12 protein-coding genes and 1 pseudogene are annotated in these 15,414 nt (G+C 38.8%); 3 read left to right on the forward strand and 10 right to left on the reverse strand.

From position 1 onward, the window contains the following. Positions 1-276 precede the first annotated feature (276 nt). Positions 277-1,554, forward strand: coding sequence for a nucleotide sugar dehydrogenase (locus QFZ87_RS00830; RefSeq protein ID WP_309856600.1), 1,278 nt, complete (start codon positions 277-279; stop codon positions 1,552-1,554). A 6-nt stretch (positions 1,555-1,560) separates the two neighbouring features. Then, positions 1,561-2,550, forward strand: a complete 990-nt coding sequence (locus tag QFZ87_RS00835) for a glycosyltransferase (protein ID WP_483862241.1) — start codon at positions 1,561-1,563, stop codon at positions 2,548-2,550. Between the two features lie 73 nt (positions 2,551-2,623). Here QFZ87_RS00835 and QFZ87_RS00840 read toward each other — a convergent pair whose 3' ends face one another. The 10 genes and pseudogenes from QFZ87_RS00840 to QFZ87_RS00885 form a co-directional block, all read right to left on the reverse strand. Further along, on the reverse strand, positions 2,624-3,700 hold the full coding sequence (locus QFZ87_RS00840; protein WP_309856605.1) for a hypothetical protein: 1,077 nt from the start codon (positions 3,698-3,700) through the stop codon (positions 2,624-2,626). A 12-nt stretch (positions 3,701-3,712) separates the two neighbouring features. Next, the gene (locus QFZ87_RS00845) at positions 3,713-4,543 is read right to left on the reverse strand and encodes a glycosyltransferase family protein (RefSeq protein ID WP_309856608.1); all 831 of its coding nucleotides are present in this window, start codon (positions 4,541-4,543) and stop codon (positions 3,713-3,715) included. Between the two features lie 192 nt (positions 4,544-4,735). Further along, on the reverse strand, positions 4,736-5,848 hold the full coding sequence (locus QFZ87_RS00850) for a glycosyltransferase (protein WP_309856611.1): 1,113 nt from the start codon (positions 5,846-5,848) through the stop codon (positions 4,736-4,738). A gap of 44 nt (positions 5,849-5,892) precedes the next feature. Beyond that, complete coding sequence (locus QFZ87_RS00855; protein WP_309856614.1) at positions 5,893-6,777, reverse strand: GT-D fold domain-containing protein; 885 nt, start codon at positions 6,775-6,777, stop codon at positions 5,893-5,895. A gap of 61 nt (positions 6,778-6,838) precedes the next feature. Continuing rightward, positions 6,839-8,569 (reverse strand): glycosyltransferase, encoded by a 1,731-nt coding sequence (locus QFZ87_RS00860; protein WP_309856617.1) that lies wholly within the window; start codon positions 8,567-8,569, stop codon positions 6,839-6,841. Between the two features lie 97 nt (positions 8,570-8,666). Beyond that, positions 8,667-9,164, reverse strand: a complete 498-nt coding sequence (locus tag QFZ87_RS00865) for a hypothetical protein (RefSeq protein WP_309856620.1) — start codon at positions 9,162-9,164, stop codon at positions 8,667-8,669. Positions 9,165-9,314: 150 nt separating this feature from the next. Next, positions 9,315-9,632: pseudogene (locus tag QFZ87_RS25000) on the reverse strand (hypothetical protein); the annotation flags it as partial. Between the two features lie 832 nt (positions 9,633-10,464). Next, positions 10,465-10,776, reverse strand: coding sequence for an S-Ena type endospore appendage (locus QFZ87_RS00875; RefSeq protein WP_309856626.1), 312 nt, complete (start codon positions 10,774-10,776; stop codon positions 10,465-10,467). Between the two features lie 29 nt (positions 10,777-10,805). Continuing rightward, complete coding sequence (locus tag QFZ87_RS00880) at positions 10,806-10,943, reverse strand: hypothetical protein (RefSeq protein WP_309856628.1); 138 nt, start codon at positions 10,941-10,943, stop codon at positions 10,806-10,808. Positions 10,944-11,124: 181 nt separating this feature from the next. Then, positions 11,125-12,120: an ABC transporter substrate-binding protein gene (locus tag QFZ87_RS00885; protein ID WP_309856631.1), complete on the reverse strand. Its 996-nt coding sequence runs from the start codon at positions 12,118-12,120 to the stop codon at positions 11,125-11,127. Between the two features lie 263 nt (positions 12,121-12,383). On the opposite strand from QFZ87_RS00885, the gene QFZ87_RS00890 reads away from it, so the two are divergent. Beyond that, positions 12,384-15,320, forward strand: a complete 2,937-nt coding sequence (locus tag QFZ87_RS00890) for a fibronectin type III domain-containing protein (RefSeq protein WP_309856634.1) — start codon at positions 12,384-12,386, stop codon at positions 15,318-15,320. The last annotated feature ends 94 nt before the right edge of the window (positions 15,321-15,414 follow it).

Genomic DNA, 15,414 nt, shown 5'->3' on the forward strand with positions numbered 1-15,414 from the left:
TTAGTAATCATGGAAGTTCTTAAAATTCTCTTATTATCCTATTAAAACAACCATAGAATGGTATGGGTTTTTGGTTTTCTTTTTTATAATGGGCATTTGAAAAAATACGGGTGTCCATTCATTTAAAATAGACGTTTTATATTGGACAAATTTAGTTACATAAAGGACATCTTATAAGCCCCTCGCATAATATAAAAAGTAATGCATTGAGCGATTAACATTAATTTCCTAAATGTGTGAGCTCTTTCACAAATATTCAATAAAGGAGCTGTGTTTATGCAACCAGTAACTGTTGTAGGATTAGGAAAAATAGGATTAACTCTAGCGGCTGTATTTGCAAACAGTGGATACTATCGTGTGTTTGGAGCAGATATAAATGAAGCTGTTGTAAACCATGTTAATAAGGGAATCTCCCATATTAACAATGAACCAGGACTTGACAAATTATTAGAGAAAGCACACCAAACTGGAACAATTCAGGCAACAACCAAAACAGCCGACGCTGTCTCCAAATCAGACATTGTCATTGTTATTGTGCCGGTTTTAGTAAACGATCGTGATGAAGTAAATTATCAATATATCGATTCAGCAGTCGAAGAAATAGGCAAAGGAATCAAAAAAGGGACCCTAATCATTTTTGAAACCACATTGCCAACAGGTGATACAAGGAATCGTTTTGGTAAGAGGATAGAAGAAATCTCAGGTCTAGTTATGGGTGAAGATTTTTATTTAGGTTATAGTCCAGAGAGGGTTTACTCCAATAGAATCATTGAAGATTTGGCAAACTATCCTAAAGTGGTCAGCGGGTTAAATGAAAAAAGTTTACAGCTAGTTACAGAGTTTTATAAAAAAGCTTTAAATTGTACTATTTTACAAGTAAGTAGTTTAGAAACAGCTGAATTTACTAAAGTTGCTGAAAGTGTTTATCGTGATGTAAATATTGCTTTGGTAAACGAATTAGCTGTATATGCAGATAAATTGGGAGTAAATATAAAAGAAGTGATTAAAGCAGCAAATAGCGAACCTTTTTCTAACCTTCATTCACCAGGAGTCGGCGTTGGGGGCCACTGTATCCCCGTATATCCCTACTTCTTTATAAATAATGGTTTAGGCTCTGGTTTAGTTACATTATCCAGAGAAATAAATGACAATATGGCCAGCTACGCAGTACGTGTAATAGAAGAAAGCACAGGTTCTCTGAAACAACAAAAAGTCTTAATACTTGGTCTTTCCTTCAGAGAAAATGTTAAAGAACATACAAAATCCTCAACCTTATTACTGATTAATGAATTAAAGAAAAAAGGAGCCATAGTTTACATCGATGATCCTTTATACACGAAAGAAGAGATTTCTTCCTTTGGCGTAATACCTTTTTTGAATGATGTTTCAAAGGAAATTGACACTATTATTTTGCAGGCTTTCCACGACGAATACAAGGACCAAGACTTTAAAGAGTTTACTAAATGTCAGTTAGTACTTGATGGCAGGAATGCTTTGGATAGGGAAAAGATTGAGATGCTAGGCATGAGATATATAGGAATTGGCGTGAAGTAGAGAGGAGTGTATTTCTTGAACAATAAGTTAAAAATATTAATCTTGATTAAATCTTTTGGAAACTCCCTTCCTAAGCATCAGCCAAAATTTGATATGATAAAAGCCATAGAACAGTATGCTGAAGTTCGTTATTGGCATAAAAATGGAGCAATCAAGGATATACTGAATGAATTAGATTTTAATCCAGATTTTATATTACATTACGATTTTGCTTGGCGAAGTGCACTTGCCCCCATAATTACCGGTTTAGCTGATATCGATATTCCTAAAGGCTGTTTTGTCATAGATATTCATTATAATCCCCAAGAAAGAAATAAGTTTTTTAAACAAAATAAAATTGATTTGATTTTTTCTGTCACAAAGTCACGTTTTTTACAAACTTTTCCCCAGCATAAAGAAAAATTTAGATGGTTCCCCTTTGCAATTAATCCTAATGTTTTTAAAGATTGGTCTATGTCAAAAGATATTAATTTTCTATTAATGGGCCAGGTATTTGACCGTGAACGGAAAAGTAGAAATTTAACAAATACACCAAGAGGGAAATATCCTTTTAGAGAAGAAGTATTAGTTAAGATGAGAGATATTAAGGGATTTGTTTTTCACCCACACCCTGGCCATTACGCAAAAAGCACTTCGAAAGCATTTCTTAATGAAAGATATTCTAAAGAGCTAAATAGGTCAAAAATGTTCTTTACATGCGGGTCGAAATTTAATTACCCTGTTTTAAAATATTTTGAAGCCCCAGCCTCAAGGACCCTTTTAATGGCAAAGCCTGTGCAGGATATACTGGATTTAGGGTTTGAAGATGGAGTAAATTTTGTTGCTTGTGATGAAACTAATGTTTATGAAAAAGCCATGTATTATTTAGAAAACGAAGAGGAAAGAAATAGAATTACGGAGAATGGATACCAATTTATCCATTCACATCACACAAATGATGCCAGAGCACAGCAATTTATAAAGAATGTTCAGGATTTTTTAGCACCTACAGCTTAATCTCCTAATTATTCAAATAACAATACAAAGAAACCATATCTTACTTCAAAGATATGGTTTCTTCGTATTAAGATTATAGACTTAATGCAAGTCCCCATAATACATGTGCTGCGTATCGTGGATAGAATAATTTATTCTTGGAATTTTTTGTTGGAGACAGTTTCAGATTAGGAAATGGCCCGTAGACTTCATTAATAATTTCGATACAATTTGTTACTCTTTGTATATCAGCATATTCGGAAAAAAATGCTAAAGCCATCCCCACTCCCCAAAGTCTTGCGGGATCTTTTTTATTTTGGTACCTTTGTACACTCTTTTTTACTATAAAACTATCAATGGATGCGACGGATTGGTCTATTGTCCAGGGCAATTCATGTCTTCCCCCATTTTCTCTATAGGTTTCCATCCCCCAAATAATATAGCCATGGTGCACAAGATCATTTAATTTTGTTTTTTTACTTGGATCATTATAGATGCTATACCTCCACTGCGGATACCCATTAATCAAACTTACATTTGAAATAATGGCTTCGGCTGCAGAATCAATCCGCTTTTGTATAAATTCATATTCTGTTGCATTAAATAATTTGCTTTGTTCATTTAAAAGCCTTGATAAGGTTCCTAAAAACATAGCTGAAACATTGGGTGTAAAATAATTATCTGCTACATTTGGACTATACCAGAAGAAACCTCCTGTTTCATTATCGGTCCATACATGACGGCACCATTGAAGGCTAACCCTAGTCAAAATTTCTTGGATCCGAATTTTTTTATCTCTCGTCACTAAGTCTGGTGTTGAAAGGGCATCAAGAAAACCATTCATGACAATAGAAGTTGTAATTGTATACGGGTGATTGGCAGGGTTTATTGATCCATCCTGAAATGCATCCCATTCATGAGGTAACCCCCAGCCTGGAACACCATCTTCATCTAAATCACTATTGTCAATAAGCCAATCAATCAACTCTATGATTCTACTCACACTATTTTTATTCGGAAACTTCTTATAGTAAATGGATTCTGAAGAAAGCAGTAATCCATAGGTCATTGGTTGATAGGACAATCCTGGAAAGGTTGGTTCTAATCCTTCTCCTAATTTTCCTTCAGGGAATTTTTCAATTAAACTTTCGTAATAGCCTAATAGATTCATTAAACTCCTCCTTTAATTAGGCTGCTTTTTTAAAAAATCACCAATATATTCATTTAATTGTCGTGCTCGAGCTACATTTGTGTGGTGCTTATGAATAAATTCAAATCCATTATCGGTAATTCTATTTCTTTCTTCTTCATTTTCAATATAATATATGGCTTTTTCATAGAAATTGGATGGATCACAAGCAATAAAATGCTCTCCATCTTTAAATCCAAGGTCAAGAATATCCTGCACTGGTTCTGCGAGTAGCAGCGTTTTACATGCAGGGGCTTCAAAGTATTTTAATACTGGATATTTTAATGATCCGCCACATGTGAAGAATATTTTAGACCTATTTAACTCTTTGGCATATTTTTCATTAAGAATAGCATCTGAGGGGGCACCATGTCCCGGGTGAGAATGAAAAACAAAACCATCTAAATTTCTCATTTTTAGAAGTACCTCTTCTCTGAAAGGATACCTTCCCTTAGGCGTATTTGTTTTGTTTGTGGTAATCCCTTCCCTATCATAAACCTGACCCATTAGTAAGAAATCTATATCCTTTTCTAACTGCCAATCTTTAAAAATAGTGGGATTAATTGCAAAAGGCCACCAGCGAAATTTCTCTTTATATTGGGGAAATGTTTTTAAAAATGGAGATTTTGTAAGGGAAAAAATCAAATCAATCTTGTTTTTTTCAAAATACTCCTTCCTAAACTCAGGAAAATAATGAATATCGATAACTATACAACCTTTAGGGATATTGATTGTGTCGAGTCCAGTAATGTATGGAGATAAAGCATATCCCCACGCAACGTCATAATGGAGAATAAAATCAGGAGTAAAGTTTAATTTTTTCATAATATCATGGATATTTCCATTACTGTACCAATATCTTACATCGGCAAAATCCTCTATGGCCGTGATCGTTTCATATTTTGGTTTATGCTTAGGAAAGTTCCTCCAAAAGGGCTTAATTAAAATCAATATTTTCATCCGATCTTTCAATTTAACACTTCCTTCAATAATCCCAAATGTGACATGCAAGTGGAGTTATTTATATTTATTTACCTGTTTATCTATGACATTGTATCCTTTGATAATTCCTACTGCTTTTATGTTCTGTACAGGAGAATGATAGTCAGGAGATAGTTCCAAGGCTTTTAAAAAATGTGTATATGCCTGATTATATTTTTTTAATAATAGCAAGGCTTCTCCTAGGTAATTTTCCTCTAGATGATTACGATTTTCTATTTTATTAAAATGATTAAAAGCCCTTTGATAATCCTTTTCGATAAGCCCCTTCATTCCTTCATAAAATGTACGATCTCGTTCACTTTTTATTAATGGAATGGCTTCATTAAAGAGAATGAAGGCTTCATTCAACATCCATCTTCTAGCAAGAGCAATACCAGCAATTAATTTAGCAGTAAACAGATTTTGGTTTCCTTCTTCAGGATTCCAGTCAACTTCAGAAACTCTTTTTAAATCTTCATTTGAAATGTTCAACTTTATATGACGTGCCAGCACATCATAGCTTTTCTGATTGGTCACATTTTTCATATGTCTTCTGTATATATACAATGGTTCTGGAATGTGATAAGAAATATAGTTTTCTCTAGCTATTTTTAATATAAAATCTGTATCAGAACCTACTTTAATGGTTGGATCGTAACGGATATCTTTAACTACCTCTTTTTTAAAGACAATAGAAGCGTTATTAAATGGAGTACCCACGTTTAGAAAAAACGAATAAATTTGATCGGGTGAAATGTTGCTGGATTCCCAATAGCCAAGTGGAGAGCCGTTTCCCGTAATTAACAGCATGTCAGAATGAACGTAGCCAATACCCTCATTTTTAAGAATTCCAACAGCCTTTTCAAAACGATATGGAAGAGAAATATCATCCGCACCATGAAAGGTAATATAATCTCCCTTTGCTTCCTCTAATCCCCTATTAAACGCTTCGGCTACGCCCTTGTTTTCTTGCTCAAAATAACGGATTCGTTTGTCATCATATGATTTTATTACCTCTTTACTGTTATCAGTTGAACCGTCATTAATAATTATCAACTCAAAATCTTTTTCTGTTTGTGCAAAGATACTGTCAATTGTTTCCTTTAAAAATTGTTCACCATTGTACACTGGTAAAATTATACTTATCATGAATGCACCTCATATCAATCAACATAAAGATGGTGAGAGAATTCTTATTTGCTTAATATTCTTTGGCCTGATATATATCCATCCAGTAAATGTCCAAAGTCCAGTGCCACCTTATTTTGCTTAGCCAGTTGAACACAAATGAGATTTGCTGCTACACCAGCTGAAACAAAGGCAATGTCAAATTCATAATTTTGAACCTCTTCCATCACGGTTTGTATAGAATTAAATCCAGGAACTTTAATCGTACCTACAATAGAGTTGTAACCCTTCTTGTTGAAAAATTCCTTACCATCTAGTGAACGGTTACCGATAAGCAATACTCGATAATTTTCTAACACATGATGAATAAATGTCGTCTCCTGATTTAACTTGTAGTTTATTAGCGAAGTTGTTAATTTCATCTTGTTCAGTGGAAGGGCAAAATGCTTGGCAACTTGATTAAACATTCTTTGATAGGTGGGATATCTAGCTTCCGGAATACCTACAATATTAGCCTCTAAAAGGTTCTTTACCAGTAAATCTCTTTTTTCATGATTAGGTACGCTAAATCCACCCATTCCTTTTAAACGGAAATTATTATTTATTTCCGCAGAAGAGACGAAAATATCATGAGCCAATGCCAGAATTTCCCCATCGCCGACTCGTATTACGCTAAAGCCTTGTTTATCAATCAGTGCCTGTATAAGCTGTTGTTCTACCTCACTTGCTGTTTGAAAGTGAATCAGATCCTTGGAAAGATGTTTCATGCCTTCTTCAATAATTTCTTCCAAATTATAAGGAAGGTATTGATTTTTTAATAATTTACTTTTAACAATTGCCTCGCCGCCTCGATACATAGCTTCAGAAGCCAATGAGCCCTTATCCCATGGACCTGGATATCCAAGTCTAAATAAGTACTCCCATTGCGCTTGGGAAAATGAATAGGTCAATCGAAAAACTCCTTTAGCTAAAAGTTAAGTAATCTCCACAATGAGTTCAATTTAGGTATATTCATTTATCAGATAGAAGTGCCTCCCACTGTGATTGCACATGAAAGAAAAACTCTGGGAAGGATGAGGCGTCACCTAATAGTTTGACCGATTCAATGGAAGACGATTTTATTTTAGGTTCCTCTTGGAGCATTGCATTCAATAAATAAAGATCAGAGTTATGAGTGTATTGGCTAATAAATTCTTTTAATCTTTTCTTTGCTTCTTGTTTCCTCTGCAGTCTCACAAGTGTGAGAATAATCCAACGGGCGGCTACCGCTTTTTCTTTTGGATTTTTTTGCTGATCATGCAAGTCATTAAACTCATCTAATGCCCTTTCAAACTCCCTTAATAAAAATGAGCTGTAGCCGGGGAGATTAAATAACTGAAGTTTGTTAGGTGGTTTTAGTGGACAAAAACAATGCTCTGTATCCCCTTCGCTCCCATTTTTACGATGTGCAATGACTTCCCATCTGGCAATTTCGGGAGCCTTTTCAAAACTATAGATTACTGGAGCTTTTACTATATCCGCATGGGTAATAAGCAAAAATCTTTTCAGTTTTTCGAAATCCTCTTGGTTCAAAAACTGCTCTACATTTACGCCGATTTCCCAATTATTCAAGTCATTTGAGGACTGGATGTTATAGGAAGCAATATTTTTATAATAGTGTAGGATATCATTTATTATGGTTTCCCAATGATACTTTTGTGCTGTTTGAAGGCCATTCTTTCTTAGTTTGGTTTGGATCTCTTGACTGGCTAATACCTGAACGATTTTTTCAGCCATATCATCTGGATTTTTCATCTGACAAATGTAAGCATTCTCCTGATTTACCACGTATTCGAGTATCCCTGCATTATTTGTAGTAACAACAGGACAACCACATGCCATTGCCTCTAGCGTCGGAAGTGAAAAACTCTCATAAGACGATCCACAAATAAACAAGGATGCCCCTCTATAGAGATTGCTGATTTTTTGCTGAGTGGGGTTAACGAACACCTTTGTTACTCTCTTTTTCATTGCTTCAGATGGCTGTTCTGGTGTGATCCAATATAAATCCATATTAAATTCACTTTTTACTTTGTCGTACGCTGTGATAATGTCAGAAATGCCTTTAAATTTTGCGCTTTCTCCCCCCACCATTAACAGGTATGGCCGGTCTCCTTGCTCTTTTTCTCCATTTGTAGTGAATAGTGTCTCATCAACTGCATTTGGAAAAACCTGTGCTTCTATGCCGTAGATCTTAGTAATGAGCTTGGATGCCTGATGGGAGACAGTGTAAATAAAAGGAGCAACCTCAAATTGTTTCTGAATGAAAGTCTTTAATGTAGGATTCATAGAATCATAGTCAAATAGATGAAAATCTCCTTGTTCAAAGTAAACAACCGGAGCTATACCTGTTTCAATACATGCTTGAATATGATCCCAGTAGGTAGCGACAATGAGGTCACAGAGGGGAATCCCTTTTGCCAGTTCAAGTTCAAAGGGAATTTGCAGATACTCTGCTTCAATCGGAAACCAGGATGGTTTTTGGAAATGGGATACCAAGGTTACTTTAGCGCCAGCTTTGTGCAGCCTGTTGGCATGCTCAAGGATGACTTTTACACCGCCGGATATGCCTACGTGTGTCATGGCGTAGACAATATGCAGCTGATTGATCCTTTTGTTTGATTGTATTAATTTCTGACTGTTGGCTAACTTAACTCTTTCTAATCTCATATTAAATTCTTTTGAACGAAGTTCCTGTATCACGTTGGCCTCCATTTTACATTTTATTCTATTCTATGTTGGTATTAAAAAAAGAACAGTGCTTGCCAAACCTGACAAGCACCGCTGATGGTTTTAATTTTTATAATGGTTCACATGTTAAACCTGCGCCCTGAGATGCTCCATTTGCCCTAATGTCTTGAATCTTTGCGATATGACAAGTACTAAGGATAAATGTGTCTTGTCCTGTTGTAATTTTTACAAGTCCTTCTTGTATATCAACGATTGTCGCATTCTGAATATTGTCAAAGAACCCATCAGTAAAGTAATCGGCTGTCGCTGTTATGCCTCTAATCATTTCCAAGATTGCTCTAGTAGGCTGTTCACAGCATTCACATTCGCCTGTACGATCAATTCCAGTCGGACCTGGAGGAAGCGTTACACCAGTTAATAAACCATCACCCTGTACGCCTACGATTTGACACATTGGTGCTGCAATATGTCCATTATCAGCAAGGAAGAATCCATCAATAACACAATCAATGGTTACGTTGTTAATACCGCCATTACTTGTTTGTGAAGTTGTTCCAACAGAAACTTGGATACCTTCAGCAGCAAGTTGTTCAAAAATGTCAGTCATTGGTCCAACGCAACAATCACATTCTGTATCAGCTGGTGGTCCTGTTGGCCCTGGAGGTCCTGTTGGTCCTGTTGGTCCTGTCGGTCCTGTCGGTCCTGTTGGTCCTGTTGGTCCTGTTGGCCCTGTTGGTCCTGTCGGTCCTGTTGGTCCTGTTGGTCCTGTTGGTCCTGTCGGTCCTGTCGGTCCTGTTGGTCCCGTTGGTCCTGTTGGCCCTGTTGGTCCTGTCGGTCCTGTCGGTCCTGTTGGTCCTGTCGGTCCTGTCGGTCCTGTTGGTCCTGTTGCTCCTGTTGGTCCTGTTGGCCCTGTTGGTCCTGTTGGTCCTGTTGGTCCTGTTGGTCCTGTTGGTCCTGTCGGCCCTGTCGGTCCTGTCGGTCCTGTTGGTCCTGTCGGTCCTGTCGGTCCTGTCGGTCCTGTCGGTCCTGTCGGTCCTGTTGGTCCTGTTGGTCCCGTTGGTCCTGTTGGCCCTGTTGGTCCTGTCGGTCCTGTCGGTCCTGTTGGTCCTGTTGGTCCTGTTGGTCCTGTTGGTCCTGTTGGTCCTGTCGGTCCTGTTGGTCCTGTTGGTCCTGTTGGCCCTGTCGGTCCTGTTGGTCCTGTTGGTCCTGTCGGTCCTGTTGGTCCTGTTGGTCCTGTTGGTCCTGTTGGCCCTGTCGGTCCTGTTGGTCCTGTCGGTCCTGTTGGTCCTGTCGGTCCTGTCGGTCCTGTTGGTCCTGTTGGTCCTGTTGGTCCTGTCGGCCCTGTTGGTCCTGTCGGCCCTGTTGGTCCTGTCGGTCCTGTTGGTCCTGTTGGTCCTGTTGGTCCTGTCGGTCCTGTTGGTCCTGTCGGTCCTGTTGGTCCTGTTGGTCCTGTTGGTCCTGTTGGCCCTGTTGGTCCTGTTGGCCCTGTTGGTCCTGTTGGTCCTGTTGGTCCTGTTGGTCCTGTTGGTCCTGTTGGTCCTGTTGGTCCTGTTGGTCCCGTTGGTCCTGTTGGCCCTGTTGGTCCTGTCGGTCCTGTCGGTCCTGTCGGTCCTGTCGGTCCTGTTGGTCCTGTTGCTCCTGTTGCTCCTGCAGGTCCGATCGGTCCAGTTGGCCCTGTTGGTCCTCTTTTACCTCTCTTTTTCTTGCAGCTTTTTATACAAATATCGCCGCAATCACAACTACGATTGCATTCACAATCATCATCAAATCCTCTGCATTTTCTGCACGTCAATAATATACACCTCACTTTCTTTTTCTATATCAAAATATTAATTTTCTCTTTATCGGCAACGGCATTTGCGTATTTTCTAAAAAATAAACTTCTAATCTACTATCGCGATAAACCATTAACAAACTGGGAATCTAGTAGTGATACAAATTTCGCCTTCGCAGTTATCACATTCACAGTCTGCATTTCCATTTAGACCATCAGGTACTGCCTGACAAGTTACAGTGATTCTGTCAAATTTTGTGAATGTAAATGTTACACAGCTATCTTGAAATACATTAATTGGCATACCAACAGGTGTAGTGCCTAAATAGAACTGCACAGTCACATAGTCATTTCCCGGACCACAGTCAAAGCTGATAAAACCAGAGCCAAAAATTTGTTCAAATCCACCAGTTTGAAAAACTGTTTGTGTCTGTCCTTCAGGCACAGACCATTCACAGCAAACACAGTCCTTCACTAGCTGAATATCGCATTTGCATTCATTTTTGCAATCATCTTTGCATTTGTTGTGTCGGAGACATTTAAAACAATCATCATGGCAAACTTTCTTATGGCATTTATTACAGTCACAGTCATCGTGGCATTTTTTTCCACATCTACTCATTCATTTCAACTCCTTTGTTATTTTGTTTTACAGAATATATGTATTAAAAATGGATAAGCTGTGAAACGGCCTTTGTCCATTTTTTTCATTTAATTTGATAGAATATCTCGGTACACATAAAAAAGACCACTCCCCATATTTAGGAAGTAGTCAATTTATTAATTATAGATTTTATTCTCCTACTATCTTCGCGTTCTTTAACATCTCGTCAGTTAAGGTGATTCCTTCCTCCTGAGCAGCTTTTTTGTTGATGAACAGCTCAAGCTTTTCAGGGAAACCGACAGGAATCTCATTTGGTTTTTTTCCTTTAAGAATTTCTACTGCCATTTTACCGGTAGTATAGCCAAGATCATGGTAGTCAAAGCCATAAGATGCAAAGGTTCCGCGTTTCACAGAATCGCCTTCCCCAACAAAGGTTGGGATATCCTTGGAATTGGCTACTGTTATCACCGATTCTAGGGCAGCAACAACGGTGTTATCCTTTGGTATATATAATACATCCGCACGTCCTACCATGGATTCAGCTGCCTGCTTTACTTCTGAACTAGCTGTAATGGTGGTTTCAACCGTTTCCAGCCCAGCTGCCTCTAAAGCTTTCTTCGCGTTCTTCACATTTACAACCGAGTTCGGTTCACCGTTGTTATAGATGATGCCTACTTTCTTAGCCTTAGGTATGAACGTTTTAATCGCTTCAATCGTATTCTTGATTGCATCTGGGTGCGTATCCGAGGTGCCTGTTGCATTGCCACCTGGTTTTTCAAGGCTTTGGACAAGCTCAGCCCCGACGGGATCCGTAATGGCCGTAAATAAGATTGGAATATCCTTTGTCGACTTGACCACCGCCTGCGCGCTAGCGGTAGCAATTGCTAAAATAAGATCATTTTTGTCCGCGACTAGGTTTTGGGCAATGGACATGTTATTGTTTATGTCTCCTTGGGCGTTTTGGTAATCAAGCTTCAAGTTCTTTCCTTCTACATAGCCAGCATCTTTGAGAGCGGCGATAAACCCTTCTCGTGCAGCATCAAGTGACGGGTGCTCGACAATTTGTGTAATACCTATTTTTACAACTTTCTCTTTTTTCTCTCCACCTGCCTCTTTACTACCCGCTCCGCAGGCAGAAAGTAACAATAGCATGGCAGATAATAATAGAACTAGACTCTTCTTCATCCCCTTTTTCCCCCTTAAAGAATTTCAACTCTTTATGTACTCTCTTGCTGCATTCATATTATTTGGATTTTAACACAGCAAAGCGTTGTGGCACAACAGTATTTTCTGAATATACAAACATATTAAAAAATTTAACATTCATCTAAAAATCTTCCATTATTTTTGAAAACGGTTTCAACTATAATGAAACATGTATTTTTAGAGAAAGGAGGTTATGAAGGCTATTTGCTTCACAAAAGACAGTTGAAAGGTGGTAATAATAGTTGAAGAGATTTAAAGAAAGTATTTTGATCTTCCTAGTACTTCTACTTGTATTCGGCCAAACAGGTGTGATCACCTATGCGGAAACGCAATCTACAGCACCAGCATCTCCAGTAAACTTACAGATACCAACACTTGCTTTTGACGAAGACAGCATCACCCTTGTGTGGGAAAAACCAGAGGATTACAGTGATATCGTAGACTTCAATGTGTATATGAATGGCAAGAAAGTAGGAAGCGCCCTTAAGGATAACAGCGGAACAGCAAAAACCTACATTGATAATTTTTATAAAAATATCGATAAGGATGACTTTCACGTTGATATTCTTATTCATAACTTTACAGTTGAAAATCTTAAACCAAATAAGTCCTATGAATTTTATATAACATCAGTCAATAAGGATGGCGTGGAATCAGCCCCGTCAAATAAAATTACCGGTAAAACAACTAGAGTTCCTGACGTATTTAATATCGTTGATTATGGTGCTACACCAGATGATGATAAAAAGGATACGGAAGCTATTCAGGCGGCCATCGATGCGGCCACTCCAGGAGCAAAGGTATTAATTCCAGAAGGGAAATTTATCTCTGGAGGAATATGGCTTAAATCCGATATGACATTACAAGTCGATGGCTATTTACTCGGTTCCCCTGACCCTGAAGACTACAGCAGGAATTTCTGGGTTTACGATTACTCTACAGATGAGCGTTCTTACGCCCTAATCAATGCCCATACATATGATTACGGTAGCCTCAAGAATATCCGCATTGTAGGGAAAGGAACAATTGATGGGAATGGGTGGAAGACTGATACTAATAACCCTACCATAGATGAAGCTGGGAATGAGCTTCCCCACTTACTCGCCGGGAGTAATTCAAAAGTAACAGGCAATGTAAAAGTGCAAAACGGAAAGATGAGTCCGTTAGACCTTTCTTCCGATGGTACGTACGGAATTTTAGCAGCCACTCAAACGTATGCGGCTCAAGTAGAAGGAATGAATGCCAAGTCAGCCTACTCTACACGTTCTAACTTGATTACTGTACGTGGTGTTGACGGTATGTATTATGAGGGCATTACCCAACTCAATCCTTCCTTTCATGGAATTGTAAACCTTCATAGTAAAAATATTGTGGTAAATGGTACGACAGCGAAGACCTACGATGCGAATAATGCAGACGGGTTTGAGTTTGGTGACTCTCAAAACATCATGGTTTTCAATAACTTTGTTGACACGGGTGATGATGCCATTAACTTCGCTACAGGTATGGGACAAGCGGCAGTAGAGGAAGAACCAACAGGAGAAGCCTGGATCTTCAATAACTATATTCGCGAAGGTCACGGTGGAGTTGTAACAGGCAGTCATACCGGTGGCTGGATTCAAGATTTTCTAGTAGAAGATAACATCATGTATAAAACAGATGTCGGTCTGCGTGCCAAAACGAACACACCAATGGGCGGCGGAGCAAGAAATATTCTTTTTAGAGACAATGCTCTAGAAGGCATTGATGGGGACGGTCCTTTTGTCTTCACCTCCTCTTATGAAGACGCAAATGCAGCGATTCTTTATGAGCCGGCACAGAAAATTTCTCAATTCAAGGATATTACGGTTGAGAATACGACGGTTCGCAATCAGGGTGGAAGCAAGAAACAATCCATCTTGATTAATGGAAATAGTGATGTGGGTGAAGTGTATCATGAGAATATCACCTTTAGTAATGTTAAATTTGATAAAGTCTTTTCTGCCAACTTAAATTACGCAAAGGATATTAAATTTAATAATGTAACATTTACGAACGTCCTTGATAACGGCGGAAATCCATGGAGAATCAAAAATTCTACTGGTCTTGTATTCGAAAATACAACAGCTTCTCCTTCTGATGCCGCTGAAAAACCAACTTGGTCTGATCATGCAGGTGTTCAAGCTGTATCCTCAGAAGATGGAAAGAGCGTGACGTTAACCTGGAATGGGGCTTCTGACAATATAGGGGTGACAGGCTATACCGTGTATAAAGATGGAGAAAAGGTTGGTACTGACTATACAACAACGAAGCAAACCAGCTTTACTGTAACTGGTTTGACTCCAGCTAAAGAGTACAGCTTTAAGGTAGAGGCAGCGGATGCAACCGGAAACCGTACCTCTGATGGTCCGAAAGGTAAAGTTACAACTAAGGGTGAAGCGGATGTAACAGCACCGGTGCTCCCAAGCGATACGCAGCTTACAGAGCCCACCACCAAGATTTCGTCTAGTGATACTTTTAGCGGGAAGGAAGTAGATGTGGTATATCCTGGATTTACTTGGGCATCCGTTGAATGGGATGCTGCAAGTGATGACACTGGGGTTGCAGGCTATAATGTCTATACAAATGGAGAACTTCATGGATTTGCGACATCGAACAAGTATACATTACTGAACCTTCAACCTGGCACCAAATACGATGTTGAGGTCGAGGCGATCGATTTAGCTGGCAACAAAACACCATATAATAGTTCACTTCAGATCCAAACTGCTACTCCTTATGCGATTGGAGCTCCATCTTTTGATGGTGGCCTAAAGGCTGCAATTGGTAAGGATGGAAAAAGTGTAACCCTCTCTTGGAACACGGCTACAGCCATCAACCAAGAAGTGATCGGATATCGTGTCTATGTAAATGGCCAACCGATTAAGCCTGAAGAGGCTTCATTCACACCAATTAATGCAGAAATGACAACCGCAAAAACAAATTATACGGTAACAGGGCTCAAACAAGGGCAAACCTATACATTTAAAGTAGAAGCCGTTGGACGTGGAATCAAATATTCTAAAAGAGAACGCCTCTCGGATGTGGAACCAAATGGTTTGGTACCAGTTGCAGGATACCGCTGGAGCGGCTTTGGTCCAAGTGAAACCGTACATCTAATCCCAGGGAAAGCCGTTAGTGAGGAGGCTAAATCGAAGTAATTGATGAATTTAATAGTTTGGTAGTCTTTCTTCTACCTGAATTGAAGCTCCCAGTGCAGCTGGGAGCTTCGATTTATTTTATTGCACTAAGAGT

Source organism: Bacillus sp. SLBN-46 (genome assembly GCF_031453555.1).
Taxonomy (GTDB): domain Bacteria; phylum Bacillota; class Bacilli; order Bacillales; family Cytobacillaceae; genus Neobacillus.

Excerpts from the sequence above, each read along its gene's own strand:
- QFZ87_RS00840 (WP_309856605.1), bottom strand. The coding sequence starts at position 3,700 with ATGAATCTATTAGGCTATTACGAAAGTTTAATTGAAAAATTCCCTGAA.
- QFZ87_RS00845 (WP_309856608.1), bottom strand. The coding sequence starts at position 4,543 with ATGAAAAAATTAAACTTTACTCCTGATTTTATTCTCCATTATGACGTT.
- QFZ87_RS00865 (WP_309856620.1), bottom strand. The coding sequence starts at position 9,164 with ATGACTGACATTTTTGAACAACTTGCTGCTGAAGGTATCCAAGTTTCT.
- QFZ87_RS00850 (WP_309856611.1), bottom strand. The coding sequence starts at position 5,848 with ATGATAAGTATAATTTTACCAGTGTACAATGGTGAACAATTTTTAAAG.
- QFZ87_RS00885 (WP_309856631.1), bottom strand. The coding sequence starts at position 12,120 with ATGAAGAAGAGTCTAGTTCTATTATTATCTGCCATGCTATTGTTACTT.
- QFZ87_RS00830 (WP_309856600.1), top strand. The coding sequence starts at position 277 with ATGCAACCAGTAACTGTTGTAGGATTAGGAAAAATAGGATTAACTCTA.